Here is a 14,882-nt window from a genome sequence, read left to right on the forward strand (position 1 = left end):
ACGTGAAGATCGTCGACCTCAGCCGAGAACTCTATCACCGCACGCCGAGCTATCCGGGCCACCCACCTGTCATCCACGGCGTCTGGAAAACGCACGAAGAATCCCTTGCCGAGTCCGACAACGTGCACGGACTTGCATCGATGTTTATCTCAATGGTCGATCACGCCGGCACCCACATCGATGCACCCCGGCATTTCGGCAAGAGCGGCATACCGATCGATCAGTATCCGCTGGAGAAATGCATCGTGCCGGGTATCTGTCTCGATCTGCGCCACATCGGGCCGCGCGTGGAGATCACTCCTGCCGATCTCGAGGCCGCCGTGACAAAGGCCGGCGTGCCGGTACCGAGGGGTGGCACCGTGCTGCTCTGCACCGGCCATCACGAACGCACGTTCCCCCGCAAGGAATATTCGAGCGATAATTCTGGTGTGAACGTCGCCGCGACCGAATGGCTGGCACAGCAGGGCGTCGTGCATTTTGGCATCGACTCGATGCGGCCCGGTCCCGAAGGCGACGTGAACGCGCTCGTTCACAAGGCCTGTCTCGACCTCGACATCACCCACATCGAGAGCTTGTGCAATCTGGAATCGCTGCTCGGTAAAGGCCGGTTCACCTTCATCGGCCTGCCGATGAAGTGGCGCGGGGGCACCGCCTCCCCGATCCGCGCTGTGGCCGTGTTCGACCTGTAAAAACAATATCGCGAAACGCGCCGAAGAATTGGCCGGCTGCACGCCGCTATTCGCCTTCGTCGCCAGATCCGGCTTCGGCCAAAGCCTGCAGCGGCTCGGCCTTCAGTACAACGATCGCGCCGTGCTCGAGCCGCACCCAGTCGCGCGCCGCCCACGCCCGCAACTGCTTATTGATGCTTTCTCGCGTCATACCGACCATCTCGCTGATTTCCTGCTGGGTAATCGCAATGGTTCGGCCCTGCGGTTCAAGCTTGTGTTTCTCGGTTAAGCGAAGCAGCGCGCTGGCCAACCGACCCGGCAAATTTTGCAGGATGACCTGTTCGACCTGATCGCTGGTCCAGCGAATCCGCGTGCACAACAGTTCGATGAACTTCATCGCAAGCCCCGGCTGGCTGCGCACGAAAGGAATGAACTCGCGCCGGTCGATCGTGAAGAGCTCGCAGGCGGTGTTCGCAGTCGCGTCTGCCGAGCGGACAGAGCCGTCAAGCAGCGCGATTTCGCCAAAAATCTCCCCCGCCCCGATCAGGTTCAGGATTGCATTGCGGCCATCGGGCGACGAAATACTGATCTTCACCGTGCCGGAGATAACGGCAAACAGGCTGTTGCCGGGATCTCCCTTGGCGAAGATCGTCGCTCCCCGCTTCAGCGTGACGTGTTTGGCGTAACGGCAGAGTTGATCGAAGGCTTCGGGCTCGAGGTCGACAAAATAGGGATGCTTGCGCAAAACTGACAGTTTGCTGCTCGAAAATCCCTGAGCTTCACCCGTCCTTTGTTGAGGCACGCCAGTCAAACTCCAGAAACTGTTCGGGATGTAGCTCTTCCGTAATCAACGCCGGTTGGCTTTTCAACCGGAAAGCATCCTACTGCGTCGATTTGGCGGCCAAAACACAAAGGCAACCCAGGCATTAACGCTCCGATAACCCTGGAACGGGCGATCGGATAGTACGGCCATTGAGCTATCCCGTCACGCGGAAATAGCCGGACGCCATTGAGGCACCAGTTTCGGCCTCTAACGGACCTCGCCGGCGCTACGCTGCTCCGATCGCTTCGCTCCGGCGGCTTATTCGTTCGCGATTCCCATTTCCTTGATCACGCGCGCGTATTTGGCAAGCTGATCACGCGTCATGACACGCAACTCTTCAGACGAACTGCCGCGCACCGCAAATCCCAGCTCCTCCAGCTTGCGGCGTACCTGCCTTCAGCGCCTCGGCGTTCAACCGAGCGATGATCGCCTTCGGCGTGCCGGCAGGCGCAAGAATCGCAAACCAAGAATTGAAGAAGAATCCTGGCAAGCCGGATTCAGAGACGGTCGGCACGTCGGGGAATTGCGCCAATCTTTTCTCGGTAGTCACTCCGATCAGTTTGAGCTGGCCGCCGCGCACCAGGGCAGCAACCGTGCCGATCCCCTGGAAGCCGACTGGAATCTGACCTGCGGCGACATCGGTGGCAGCTTGCGTTGCGCCCTTATAGGGCACGTGAGTCAGCGATATGCCGGCCGCGGAAGCAAACATCGCCATGGCCAAATGCTGCGGGCTTCCCGGGCCACCCGAGCCATAATCGATCTTGCCAGGCGTTGCTTTCGCGGCTGCGATCAGATCCGCCGCGCTCTTGAAGCTGGCCCGATTGCTGGTGACCAGCCCCCACTCCACGGTTGCAACCAGCGATACCGGTTCGAAATCCTTCAATATGTCCCAGCGCATCTTGGACTGCAGGTTGGGCACCATAGTCATGACGCTGTCGTTGAAGCCGCCGATCGTGTAGCCGTCCGGTTCAGCCCGCGCGACCTGCTCCGCCCCGATCATCCCTGAAGCGCCAGGCTGATTCAGGATCACGAATTGCTGGCCCATATTGTCGGCCATTTTCTGCGTCACGATCCGCGCCGCAACGTCGACGGCACTCGCTGCAGCCAGCGGCACAATCATCTTGATGGGCCGGTCCGGATAGGATGTCTGTGCGATTGCATGGGAGCTCAGGAGCAGTGCGAGCGCCGAAATCAACGAATGGAGCAGGCGCTTCATGATTCTCCGCAGGCGGTCAGCATCTGGATATGGGCCACATCTTCCGGAGAATGATTGCTCCTCCACATCCAGCTTGGCAATCTGGTCGGCAACGAAATGAAGAATGAGCCGGTGCATCAATCGACATGCGAGGCAAGAAGGATGGCCCGGCACGAGGGAAGCTGTCGATGGCGGAACGATAATTTTGAGAAACGCCGCCGAAGGGTAGGCTTAAGAGCCTCCTAAAGCAGTTTCCCATCTGGCCCGAAAAACGGGTGCGGACCATCAAACGCCCCAATCGGCACCTGATGAGTGACGATGCTGCCGAAGTCCTCGCCCGGAAACCAGCTGTGGAGGTGAAAGGCCGGCGGCTCCACCTTGAACGAGGGCCCGCGGAGCTCAGCAAGGTCAAGATCGACCGCGTGGTTCGGCGCCGGACAGATCGTGGTCGGCACGCCCGCAAACATCGTCAAGGCCGCACGGTGAATATGACCGGTCGCGATGAGTTGCACACGCGGATGACGCCGAACGATGAGGGCGAGTTCGCTCGAGTTGAGGAGATTCTGGCGATCCATGTGCCAGATACCGGCCTTGAACGGCGGATGATGCAGAAACAGCAGCGCTGGCCGATCGGGTGAAGCCGCCAGTGCCGCGTCAAGCCAGCGCAGCGTGGGCTCTTCGAGTTCGCCATGCGGCTTTTGGTGTACGCTTGAGTCCAGCAGCAGCAGATCCAGCCCCCCGATCTCAATCCTCTGATTGAGCGCCCCGGACGCCAAGGCATATGGAGCGGAGGGAAACGCATCGCGCATCAACTGACGCGAGTCGTGATTGCCGGGAATGCCGGCGAATGGGAGTTTCAATGGCGTCAGTAGCCGCTTGAGGTGCTGATATTCCTCAGCCGTCGGCGAATCTGCCAGATCACCCGATATCACCACAAAATCAGGTGCCGGCTGAAATTCGTTCAACGCCGCGACGCAACGCTCCAGGGCCCTGGCAGTATCGACCCGGCCATAGGCGAGCGAGCCTGGCGGCTTGATATGCAGATCGGAAATTTGGGCGATACGAACCGGTTTTGGCGACATTGGCGTTCTCAACTTTCGGACGGCAGCAAACGAACGGCTTCCGGCGAAATCAACAGCCCGACCCGTTCGCCGGCCTTGGCTTGTACCGTATTCGGCGCATCAACAGTAAATAGCCTGTTGGATACACCGCTTATCACCAGTCGTTGCCGGTCGCCAATAAAGCTGACGCTGTCGATGACGCCGGAAAGCGGAGCACGCCCCGTCTCCACTACGCGGATCGTTTCGGGACGAATCATGGCGACCGCCGCCGGCATACTTGCACCGCCCCCAATCCCCTGCCGCCCGCCCGGCAAAACAAGATGACCGTTCTCGATCGGCGCCTCAATGATGTTCGCGGCACCGATGAATTCGGCCACGAAACGGCTTTGCGGCGTGAAGTAGATCTCGCGCGGCGTACCGATCTGGGCGATCGTCCCCTTCTGCATGACGACAACGCGATCGCCGAGTTCCATCGCTTCGGCCTGGTCGTGCGTTACATAAATTGTGGTGATGCCAAGCGCGCGCAGCAGGCGGTTGAGCTCACCGCGCAGCCGGTCGCGCAACGCCGCGTCGAGCGCCGTCAGGGGCTCGTCAAGCAGCAGGATGCCCGGTCGGATTGCAACTGCTCGCGCCAGCGCCACGCGTTGGCGCTGTCCCCCGGACAGCTGATCGATGCGGCGATTCTCTAGCCCGGAAATGTTGGTCAGCGCGACCAGTTCGGCGACGCGCGCCGCACGCTCCTTGGCCGGCACACCGCGGATTTTCAGGCCGTAGCCGATATTGTCAGCTACGCTCATGTTAGGAAACAGCGCGTAGGACTGGAACACCATGCCGACGTTGCGCCGTTCGATCGGCACCGACGTCATATCCTTGTAGTCGAACAGTACCTTACCGCCGGCATCAGGCAATTCGAGTCCCGCGATGATGCGCAGCATCGTGGTCTTTCCGCATCCGGACGGACCAAGCAACACCAGCGTCTCACCACGCGCAATATCGAGCGTCGCGGGCTCCAGCGCGCGCGTACCATCGATAAACGTCTTGCCGCAAGCCTCAATACGCACCGACGCGCCATGTCCTGCTGACGCGTTCATCTCTTCTGTTCCTTCTCGGCAAAGAATTGCATGGCCACCAACAGCGGGATGATCATTACGAAGAATATCAACGTATAGGCCGACGCGACCTCGAGCCGCATCGAGGCGTAGCTGTCCGCAAGCCCGATGGGCAGCGTCTTGGTCAGGGGTGTATGAAGCATCCAGGTCAGGTTGAATTCGCCAAGCGAAAGCGTCACCACCATCAGGCTGCCGGCAAGTATCCCCGGCACGGCATTCGGCACGATCACGTCGCGGAAGCGCCGCCACGGTGATGCGCCGAGCGACGCCGCACCTTCGTCGAGCGTCTTGATATCGACCGTTGCAAACACCGCCATCACTGATCGCACCATAAAGGGCATGGTGAAAATAACATGCCCCACCAGGATAAAGAGCCAAGAACGGCGGAAGTCGCTGAAGCCTTGGTAGGTGAGCAGCAATGCCAGGGCAATTGCCAGGCCTGGTATCGCCAGCGGCAGCGTGATGACCTCCTCGACGATGCGCGACAGCCGCCCTCCCCGCACGTGCAAGGCGTATGCTGCAGGAACACCTATGATCAGCGTCACCGCGAGGGTTGCAAAGGCGATCACGAATGACAGCAGGATAGTGCCGGCATAGAGCTGCCAGACCTGGACAACCCATTGCAGGGTTACGCCGGACTCGATACCGCGAAAATAGTTCACGGTAACGCCGGCGGAAATCGACAGGATTGCGGGCACCACCAGGAATGCGGCGACGATTAATGTAAAAATCAGCTGGCCGGTGAAGATCAGACGATCACGCATGGTTCATCCAGCCGCCGCAACTGCGCTTCCGCTGAAGGAGCGGGCGAGCGCCAGGATGAACCAGGTGATGATGCCGAGCCCGACCGACAGCGCGGCCGAAGTCGAAAAATTCGCGGCCAGCGTGAACTCGGTATAGATCAGCATCGGCAGCACATCGATGTTGGTCGCCAACGTAAACGCGGTACCGAACGCGCCCATCGCCGTCGCAAAGGCAATCGCACCGGAAGCGACGAAGGCCGGTGCCAGCGCCGGCAACACCACATCGCGCTGCACCGCCCATGGACTGGCCCCCAACGAACGGGCTGCCTCTTCCAAACCAACATCGAGCTTCTGCACCGCGGCCATGATGGTGAGGATGACGCGCGGGATCGAGAAATAGAGATAACCGAGGAACAGCCCGTAGATCGAATAGGCAAAGACCAGCTTTTCGCCAAGCATGCGGTTGGAAAGATCACCGATCAGCCCCTGGCGCCCGGCGAGCAGGATGATCAGGAAGCCGATAACCACACCGGGAAACGCCAGCGGAAAGGTCAGCATCGCAATCAGTACGGCGCGGCCGGGGAAGCGATGCCTCTGCAAGAACATTCCAGCAATCGTCGCCACGATCAGCGTCACAATGGTGGTCGCAGCCGCCAGCACGACCGTATTGATCAAGGTCGCGCGGTAACGCGGCTCGGTCAGGATCGCCAGATAGCCCGCGACGCCTTGCGGACCTTCCGCCCCGGTCACGACCAGCCGCGCCATCGGGAGCAGAAAAAACGCCGCCGTCACCACCGCAAGCGGCAGCAGGCACAACCAGACAAAGGATCTATGCGACATCAGCAGAAGGCGCCCCGGAGCTTCAGTTCTGACGAATCAGAACCGAAGCTCTACTTTATCGACGCGTTTTCTTCACGCGAACCGGTACCCACTTCGCTCGAAAACGCTCTAACCGGACGCCATATTGCCTCAGCGAACCTCGGCGAGATAGCGGTCGACGAAGCCTTTTTGCATGTTTTCCATCTGACCCCAGTCGACATTTTTAGCGCGAGTGTAGTCGCTGTCGGGCAGGAACTTCTTCTTCACGGCCTCAGGCAGATCGATCGGCCGCGCGGGACGCAGATAGGCGTTGGTCCAGATCGCCTGCCCCTTGTCGGACAGAAGATAGTCGAGAACCTTTTTGGCCTTGTCCTTGTGCGCCGCGTTCTTGACGAGGCCAACGACGTAAGGAAAAACCACAGAACCTTCGCAAGGGATCACAAATTCGAAATTGCCTTTCTCCGAGTACTTCGCGCGATAGGCGTTGAAATCGTAATCCAGCAGGATCGGCATCTCGCCCGAAACCACACGGGCGTAGGAAGTCTGCTTGGGGACGATCGGGTCATTCTTCCTCAACTCCTTGAAGAAGCTGATTGCGGGATCAAAATTGGCCGCCGAGCCTCCAAGCGCCAGGTTGATCGCGACTGCACCGACATACCCGACCGCGGCTGAAGACGGGTCGAGATAGCCGACCATACCCTTATAGGCGGGCTTCAGGAGGTCCTTCCAGCAGGCCGGCACCGGCTTGCCGCCAAGCGCATCCTTGTTCACGAACAGGCCAAGCGTGCCCGAATGAATCGTGGTCCAGAAGCCATCGGCATCCTTCAGACCGGCTGGGACCTGATCCCAGTTGGCGGGCTTATAAGGTTCGAGGGCATCCTGCGCCTTGGCCTTCATGCCGAAGGTAACGCCGAAATAGCCGATATCGCCGACGGGGTTGCTCTTCTCGGCCAGTATCTGCGCCAGCGCCTGACCGGAGTTCTTGTTGTCGTGCGGAATATCGTAATTGAGGTCGGCCTTGATCGCCTTGAGCATGGAGGCCCAGTCCGCCCATTCCGGGGGACAATTGTAGCAGATGACGTCGGCCGCTTTGGCGGATTGCCCAGGCGCGATCAGCGATAGCGCCAGCAAGGCAAGAACAAGGCGGACGCTCTTCATGGAAAACTCCGATTTAGTGAGGCCGTGAAAGGATTTCAGCACCAACCGGGGACCAAGTACAGGCCGCGGATGAAGGATTTGCGACAAACCGTTTTGCTATGCAGCAAACGATGCCCCGCCGCTTCCGGCATCCGGCAATTTCGTCCAACTGCGATTTCCGATAGGCTCGGGCGTGAGAGGATCCGCTGCATGTATCAGCCCACTGGCGTCAGAACTTCGCCCAAACTGCTCATCCCTGATCGCATGAAAGCCTGGGTTCTCGGCGACCCCGATCAACTCGCTTTGCGGGAGAAACCGGTGCCCGTTCCCGCACGGGCTGAGGTCCTGGTCCGGATCGATGCGGTTGCGATCTGCGCGACCGACCTTGAGATCATTCATACAGGCTCGCCGGCGAGCATTCAGGGCGGCCTGCCCTTCAATAAGGATTTTACGCCGGGCCACGAATATATGGGCACCGTCGCAGCTCTCGGGCCTGACGTCGACGAGTTCGAAATTGGGGAGCGTGTTAGCGTGGAGATCCACGCTGGTTGCGGCCGGTGCAAACGATGCCGCCAAGGCATGTACACCTCGTGCCTGAATTACGGGAAGCCCGAGAAGGGTCACCGTGCCAATGGATTCACTACCGATGGCGGTTTTGCGGAATATGCCGTCAACCACATCAATACGCTGGCGCGGGTGCCCGACACCATGAGCGATGCGGAGGCAACGCTGGTCGTCACCGCCGGCACGTCGATGTATGGCTTGACCGAGTTGGGAGGGTTGGTCGCCGGTGAGAGCGTCGTGGTGATCGGACCGGGCCCGATTGGACTGCTCGCGGTGGCGGTTGCCAAAGCGCTCGGCGCCAGCCCGGTGATCCTGACGGGAACGCGCAACAGGCGGCTGGCGATCGGCAAGGAGCTCGGCGCAGACCGCGTGATCAATATCAACGACGAAGACGCAGTCGAGATCGTCAAACAACTAACCGGCGGTATTGGCGCCGACTATGTGGTGGAATGCGCCGGGAATGAGACGACAATCAATCAAGCTATTCACATGACCAATCGTGGCGGAAAAATCTGCCTTGCGGCGTTTCCGCATGATCCCGTCACGATGGATATCGCGCATCTCGTAAAGAACAACATCTATGCCTATGGCATTCGCGGCGAAGGCCGCAGCGCGACCCGCCGCGCTATGGCGCTGATGGCAGAACAACGCTTCGATGCGACGAAAATCCACACGCACACATTTCCGCTGGCCGATCTGCCGACTGCGCTAAGATACGCGCGTGAGCGTGTTGACAATGCTATCAAGGTGGTCGTTACCAATCCGAAAGCGAGCTCGATCGCGAGCGCAGCAGCCGAGTGAACACTGGTTTAGCTCGTCGTTCGTCAGATTCGGCCCAGTGCGGTCAGGATAATTTGGGGCGTCAGCGGAATTTCCGTAACGATCGTCCTAAAAGGCCTGAGCGCGTCATTCACGGCATTGGTCACCGCAGCCGCCGCTCCCGCCGTTCCGGCCTCGCCGGCGCCTTTCGCGCCTAATTCCGACTCCAGCGTCGGCGAGACCACGTGGCCGACATCAATATCCGGCATTTCGCCGGACATAGGCACCAGATAATCGGCCATGTTGGCGTTGGTGAGCTGGCCACGTTCATCATAAACGCATTTTTCGAACAGCGCGGCGCCGAGGCCCTGCACCACCCCGCCCCTGATCTGTTCGTCGACCAGCTGCGGATTGATGATCGTGCCGCAGTCCTCGACCACCCAGTGCTTCAACAGTTTGACAAAGCCGGTGTCGGTATCGACCTCCAGCCACGAGGCCTGAACACCATTGGTAAAGGCGAAGGGATATTCGCGCGGAACAAAATGCCGTGTCGCCATCAGCTCCGCCTGAATGCCCGGCGGCAGCGTATCGGGGCGAAAATAAACGATCCTTGCCAATTCACTCAGTTCAATGCGCGGCGCGCCATCGCTGACGTTCACAACGCTGTTATTGATGATGTCGAGTTCGCCGGGTGTGGATTGTAGGATAGCGGCAGCGACATCAAGGATGTTTCTGCGCAGGACTTTGGTAGCCTGAAGTGCCGCCTCACCGCCGATGCCGGCGCCGCGCGAGGCCCAGGTGCCACCTCCATAAGGCGTGTTGTCGGTATCGCCGAGGATGACGCGAACGCGATCCATCGAGACACCGAGCACGCTTCCGACGATCTGGGCGGTGAGCGATTCCGATCCCTGCCCCTGCTCGGTGATGCTGGTTTGGCAGACCACGGCTCCCTGGGCATCGAGCCGCAGCGCAACGCCATCCTGCGACGATATCTTGGCCCCACCGACGCCATAGAATGCCGCGCTGGGATTGGTGACTTCGATGAAGCTGGCGATGCCGATACCGCGATGAATGTTTCTGGCTCGCAACGTCGCCTGTTCCGCGCGCAGCGCGTCATAGTCCATCATCTTGATGAGTTTCGCCAACGCGGCATGATGCGACAGTTGCTCGAAACGCAAACCTGAAGGCGAAGCACAGGGGTAAGCGTCGTCGGCAATCAGGTTGCGGCGGCGAATTTCGACGGGATCCATGCCGATCTTCATCGCCGCCAGATCGACCAGACTCTCGGTCACCGAGCAGGCGATCGGATGCCCAACCGCGCGATATTGACACATGACGTTCTTGTTCTGGAAGACGACGCGGGCACGGGCGCGGTAGTTCTTGGTCGCATAGGGCCCACCGACCAGGTTGACGACCTGATTGGCCTCGATGGCGCTGGTTCGCGGATACATTGAATACGGCCCGATACCCGTAAGATCGTCGATCTCGAACGCGGTGATGGTACCATCGCGTTTAACTCCGATCTTTCCCTTGCAGCGATGGTCGCGCGCATGGATGTCGGTGTTAAAACTCTCGACCCGGTCGGCAACGAATTTGACCGGCCGCCGCAGCAGTTTCGACAGTGCGTAAGTCGCCATTTCGTCGGCATAGATGTGGACCTTGATACCGAAGGAGCCGCCAACGTCCTTGCAGACCACGCGGACCTGGGACTCCTGAAGACCGAGATGCAGCGCCGCAATATTCTGCACCATATGCGGGGCCTGCGTTCCCTGATAGATCGTCAGCCGCGCTTCGGCTGCGTTCCAGTCAGCAACTACCGAACGCGGCTCCAGCGTCACGCCGGTGTGCCGCCCAAAAATGAATTCTGCTTCCACCACCTCGTCGGAGGCAGCAAAGGCCGCGTCGACGGTGCCTGCATCATGATTACGCTCGAAGGCCAGATTGTCGCCGAGCGCGGGATGGATCACAGACGTTGTGGGGTCGAGCGCAGTTTGCATGTCCGTCACAGCGTCGAGTTCCTCATACGCGACGGCGACATGTTCTGCCGCATCCTCGGCAGCGGCGCGGCTAGTTGCGATGATTGCAGCGACGGCTTCGCCCTGCCAGCACACCCGATCAACCGCGATCGCGCTTTGCGGCGCGGATTTGAGACCCTTCAAGTGCGAAAGCACCCCAACCCACGGTGTGATGACCGCAGCAATTTCCTGGCCCGTGACGACGGCAATTACACCCGGCATGCGTTTTGCCGCTGCTCCGTCGATACCGGTGATTCTTGCATGCGCGTGCGGCGACCGCAGGAACACAACATGCGCCATGCGCGGCAGTTCGATGTCGCTGACATATTGCCCGCGTCCCTGCATCAGCCGGTCGAGGTTCGGCCGCGGCACGGTCTTGCCGATATAGGAGTTCGGCCGGTCGAGCACCGAAAACGCGTCGCGATTCTCAGGTGCACGCGTCATGGCGCGCGTTCCGCGCGCAACCGCGCTGTCGTCTCAATCGCATCGACAATCGCTTGATAGCCGGTGCAACGGCAATAATTACCGGAAAGGTGCTCACGAATCTCTTCGCGATCTGGCACAGGAGTCTGCTTCAGCAGATCCTGCGCCACCATCAACATTGCCGGTGTGCAGAAGCCGCATTGCAGGGAGTTGCGATCGCGGAACGCAGCCTGCAAATCCGCGATTTCACCGCTGTCGGATAACCCCTCGATCGTTTCGACCGATCCTTCTTGGGCCTGCACCGCCAGTATCAGGCAGGAGCGCGCGATCTCGCCATTGAAGCGCACCGTGCAGGCACCACAAACCCCGTGCTCACACCCGACATGCGTGCCGGTCAACTTCAGATGCTCACGCAGGAAATCCGCCAGGTTCAGTCGGGGCAGCACATGGGCCTCGACGCGCTCGCCATTAACCTCGAGTGAAATGGGCACAGGGGTCACGCACGTGCTCCCTCACGCAGATCGGGGCGGGAAAGCAGCGTGGCCACACAACGAGAGAGCAAGACCTTCGCCAGATGCCGCCGCATAGCAGGGGTTGCCTGCTGATCCTCCTGCGGATCAAGCTCTTCGCTGAGCGCCGCGGAGGCACTGGCCAATACCTCCGATGTGACTGCGACGTTCACGAGATTCTCGGCGGCCTTGGCGAGCAACGGCCGATCGCCAACGGCGAAAAAGCCAAGGCGGAGATCAGCGAACTGGTCACCTTGAATAATCGCCTGCGCGGCCAAGCCGACAATGGCATAGTCACCTTGACGGCGGGCAAATTCATGGAAGAAGTGCGCGGAATCTTTCTGCGCGACAGGCAGTTCGACGGCAACCAGCAATTCCTGTGGCGAAAGTGCAGTCTCATAGATGCCGGTGAAGAATTCTTGAGCAGGGATTCGCCGCTCGCCCTGTGGCCCGCAAACAATGACGGTCGCGCCCAGTGCCACCATGCAAGCCGGCAATTCGGCAGCCGGATCCGCGTGCGCAAGGCTGCCGCCGAGCGTGCCGCGGTTGCGGATCGCCGGATGCGCGACATGAGAGGTAGCGTCCCTCAACAGAGGAGCATGGGTCGCGATTTCGGGAGATCCCAGGACGTCCACGTGACGCGTCAGCGCACGAACCGTTAAGACGTCGCCTTTCACAACTATCCCGCGAAGCTCAGCCAATTCACCGATATCGACAATGAATTCGGGGGAGATCAGGCGCAGATTCATTGCCGGCATCAGGCTTTGGCCGCCGGATAACACCTTGGCCTTGTCGCCATACGCAGCCAGCAACTCCAGCGCATTCACAACGCTGGTAGCGCGGGCGTAAGCGAAAGCCGAGGCTTTCATTTCGACGCAACCTCCCCCGGGCAGCATATCGTCATTTTCTTTGGATTAGACGGCGACAATTTTCAAAGGTCAAGTTTGTTTATCGAGTGATTATTTCGGTGCCTGCAATATTGGGACTTGTTATCATGTTGCGGTCGAAGCAGGTTTCCCACCAACCGAAACGCCTGCCCTTGGGGAGGAGCAGACCATGAAGCTTGGGTTCTTCACGATGCCCATCCATCCTGTCGACAAGGATTGGCGGCTGTCTCTCAAGGAGGATCGCGAAGCCTTCCTGTTGGCCGACGAACTCGGGTACAGCGAAGCTTATGTCGGCGAGCACGTCACCGATAAGGCCGAGAACATCACTTCCTGCATCGCATTCATCGCCTGGCTTGCCGCGGCGACCAAGCAAATCAAGCTTGGTACCGGCACCATCAACATGCCGAACACCCATCCGGCAGCGCTCGCAGCCTCGATCGCGATGCTCGATCACATGCTCGACGGCCGCCTGATCTTCGGTATTAGCCCCGGTGGGCTACTGTCCGACGCCGAAGTCTTCGGCAATCTCGGCGCAGATCGCAACGCGATGTTCCTGGAGGCGATCAATCAGGTCCTTGATATCTGGGCAAGCGAGCCACCGTATAACCTCCAGGGCAAGTACTGGAATGTATCGGTACAGAAAACCGTGATTGAGGACATTGGTCAGGGCTTCATCGCGCGCCCGCTACAACGACCGCATCCGCCGATAGTGGTGACGGCAGTGGCGCCGTTCTCGAAAGGTGTGACCGAAGCCGCCGCACGTGGCTGGGATCCGATTTCGGCGAACTTTCTGATGCCGGCTTGGGTCAAAAGCCATTGGCCGAAATACGTTGAAGGCTGCGAACGCGTCGGCCGCCCCGCGGAGACGGCGAACTGGCGGGTCGCCAAAAGCATATTTGTCGCCAAGGATGCCGCCACGGCAAAAGCCTATGCCACGGATCCGAACGGTCCATATGTCTATTATTATCGCTCGCTATTCACCAAGTTGAAGCGTGGCGGCCGTATCGAACTGTTCAAAACACGCCGCGATCAGCCCGACGAGGAAGTGACGCTCGAGTCGATCGGCGACAAGCTCATCATTCACGGCACACCCGATAGCGTGGCCGACCAACTGCTGGCTCTTCAGGAGGAGACCGGGCCCTTTGGTACGCTGCTCTATGCCGGCAAGGACTGGAAGGATCGCGAGCTTGGACGTCAGTCGATGATCCTGATGGCCGAAAAGGTCATGCCGCGCATCAATACGGACATGTCCGGCAAGGCGTCCGGATAGGTCAATTCAGTCAAGGAATCTGCCGTGGCTCTCAGTGATCGTATCCCCTATCAGGCCCAGATCGACCGACCGAAGTTGACGCTTCCCGGCGGCAAGAAGCTCGCAGTGTGGGTGATTCTCAACGTCGAGGAATGGCGGATCGAGAACGCGATGCCGCGGACGGTGCTGAGCCCGCCGATGGGACAACCGCTGCTGCCTGACGTGCCGAACTGGTCCTGGCATGAGTACGGCATGCGGGCCGGCTTCTGGCGACAGTTCAAGGCGCTGACCGACCGCAAGATGCCGGTAACGCTGGCCCTGAATGCCAATGTCTGCAATTCCTATCCGCGCGTTGCGTCCGCCGCGCTCGAAGCCGGCTTCGAGTTTATGGGCCACGGATTCCAGCAGGGGCCAATGCACAAGCTCGACAATCAAGCCGATGCGATCAAGCGCTCCGTCGAAACAATCGCAGGATTTACCGGCAAATCACCGCGATCATGGGAGAGCCCGGGCCTCACCGAGACCGAGGAAACTCTCGATCTTCTGCGCCTCAACGGCATCGAATATCTGGCGGATTGGGTAATCGACGATCTGCCGCAGGATATCGCCACGCCCCACGGCACCATAACGACTATTCCCTATTCGGTCGAAACCAACGACATCGTCGTCCATGCACTGCAACATCAGCCCTCCGAGCAATTCCTGAAGCGTGGCATGGATCAGTTCGACCGGCTCTATCTCGAAGGCGAATCGAACGCGCGGATCATGGCGATCTCGATCCATCCCTATATTACGGGGGTCCCGCATCGCATCAAATATCTGGAAGCGCTGCTGGACTACGTCATCAGCCATGACGGCGTGGCACTGATGACCGCAAGCGAGATCGGCGACTGGTATCGCGCGGAAACAGCTGGAAAATGA

The 14,882-nt window shown here is 59.8% G+C and carries 14 protein-coding genes; 4 read left to right on the forward strand and 10 right to left on the reverse strand.

The features are described 5' to 3' along the window. The first annotated feature begins 2 nt into the window (after positions 1 to 2). Positions 3 to 689 carry a cyclase family protein gene (locus tag JQ574_RS02505; protein ID WP_212210080.1) on the forward strand — a complete coding sequence of 229 codons (687 nt, stop codon included), beginning with the start codon at positions 3 to 5 and terminating at the stop codon, positions 687 to 689. A 46-nt stretch (positions 690 to 735) separates the two neighbouring features. Here JQ574_RS02505 and JQ574_RS02510 read toward each other — a convergent pair whose 3' ends face one another. From JQ574_RS02510 to JQ574_RS02540, 7 genes are all read right to left on the reverse strand, one after another. Further along, on the reverse strand, positions 736 to 1,470 hold the full coding sequence (locus JQ574_RS02510; RefSeq protein WP_212210139.1) for a Crp/Fnr family transcriptional regulator: 735 nt from the start codon (positions 1,468 to 1,470) through the stop codon (positions 736 to 738). A 358-nt stretch (positions 1,471 to 1,828) separates the two neighbouring features. Then, positions 1,829 to 2,824, reverse strand: coding sequence for a tripartite tricarboxylate transporter substrate binding protein (locus tag JQ574_RS02515; RefSeq protein WP_212383241.1), 996 nt, complete (start codon positions 2,822 to 2,824; stop codon positions 1,829 to 1,831). A gap of 104 nt (positions 2,825 to 2,928) precedes the next feature. Then, the gene (locus JQ574_RS02520) at positions 2,929 to 3,768 is read right to left on the reverse strand and encodes a phosphodiesterase (protein WP_212210078.1); all 840 of its coding nucleotides are present in this window, start codon (positions 3,766 to 3,768) and stop codon (positions 2,929 to 2,931) included. 8 nt (positions 3,769 to 3,776) lie between these two features. Next, positions 3,777 to 4,838 carry an ABC transporter ATP-binding protein gene (locus JQ574_RS02525; RefSeq protein ID WP_212210077.1) on the reverse strand — a complete coding sequence of 354 codons (1,062 nt, stop codon included), beginning with the start codon at positions 4,836 to 4,838 and terminating at the stop codon, positions 3,777 to 3,779. Continuing rightward, positions 4,835 to 5,620 carry an ABC transporter permease gene (locus JQ574_RS02530; RefSeq protein ID WP_212210076.1) on the reverse strand — a complete coding sequence of 262 codons (786 nt, stop codon included), beginning with the start codon at positions 5,618 to 5,620 and terminating at the stop codon, positions 4,835 to 4,837. The genes JQ574_RS02525 and JQ574_RS02530 overlap by 4 nt, the downstream gene beginning before the upstream one ends. A 3-nt stretch (positions 5,621 to 5,623) precedes the next feature. Beyond that, positions 5,624 to 6,439 (reverse strand): ABC transporter permease, encoded by an 816-nt coding sequence (locus JQ574_RS02535; protein ID WP_212210075.1) that lies wholly within the window; start codon positions 6,437 to 6,439, stop codon positions 5,624 to 5,626. Between the two features lie 129 nt (positions 6,440 to 6,568). After that, positions 6,569 to 7,576: an ABC transporter substrate-binding protein gene (locus tag JQ574_RS02540; protein WP_212210074.1), complete on the reverse strand. Its 1,008-nt coding sequence runs from the start codon at positions 7,574 to 7,576 to the stop codon at positions 6,569 to 6,571. Between the two features lie 69 nt (positions 7,577 to 7,645). Here JQ574_RS02540 and JQ574_RS02545 point away from each other — a divergent pair, with 69 nt between their 5' ends. Next, positions 7,646 to 8,920 carry a zinc-dependent alcohol dehydrogenase gene (locus JQ574_RS02545; RefSeq protein ID WP_249119028.1) on the forward strand — a complete coding sequence of 425 codons (1,275 nt, stop codon included), beginning with the start codon at positions 7,646 to 7,648 and terminating at the stop codon, positions 8,918 to 8,920. A gap of 23 nt (positions 8,921 to 8,943) precedes the next feature. Here the strand turns inward: JQ574_RS02545 and JQ574_RS02550 are convergent, their stop codons facing one another. From JQ574_RS02550 to JQ574_RS02560, 3 genes are read right to left on the reverse strand one after another with little or no spacing between them, the layout of a single operon-like run. Further along, positions 8,944 to 11,337, reverse strand: a complete 2,394-nt coding sequence (locus JQ574_RS02550; protein WP_212383243.1) for a xanthine dehydrogenase family protein molybdopterin-binding subunit — start codon at positions 11,335 to 11,337, stop codon at positions 8,944 to 8,946. After that, positions 11,334 to 11,816: a (2Fe-2S)-binding protein gene (locus JQ574_RS02555; protein ID WP_409363417.1), complete on the reverse strand. Its 483-nt coding sequence runs from the start codon at positions 11,814 to 11,816 to the stop codon at positions 11,334 to 11,336. The genes JQ574_RS02550 and JQ574_RS02555 overlap by 4 nt, the downstream gene beginning before the upstream one ends. After that, the gene (locus tag JQ574_RS02560; protein WP_212210071.1) at positions 11,813 to 12,694 is read right to left on the reverse strand and encodes a xanthine dehydrogenase family protein subunit M; all 882 of its coding nucleotides are present in this window, start codon (positions 12,692 to 12,694) and stop codon (positions 11,813 to 11,815) included. The genes JQ574_RS02555 and JQ574_RS02560 overlap by 4 nt, the downstream gene beginning before the upstream one ends. Before the next feature lie 187 nt (positions 12,695 to 12,881). Between JQ574_RS02560 and JQ574_RS02565 the strand changes: the two genes are divergently transcribed. Further along, complete coding sequence (locus tag JQ574_RS02565) at positions 12,882 to 13,982, forward strand: LLM class flavin-dependent oxidoreductase (RefSeq protein ID WP_212210070.1); 1,101 nt, start codon at positions 12,882 to 12,884, stop codon at positions 13,980 to 13,982. A 24-nt stretch (positions 13,983 to 14,006) separates the two neighbouring features. Beyond that, positions 14,007 to 14,882 (forward strand): polysaccharide deacetylase family protein, encoded by an 876-nt coding sequence (locus JQ574_RS02570; protein ID WP_212210069.1) that lies wholly within the window; start codon positions 14,007 to 14,009, stop codon positions 14,880 to 14,882.

Source organism: Bradyrhizobium sp. AUGA SZCCT0158, assembly GCF_018130065.1.
In the GTDB taxonomy this organism is placed as follows: Bacteria; Pseudomonadota; Alphaproteobacteria; order Rhizobiales; family Xanthobacteraceae; genus Bradyrhizobium.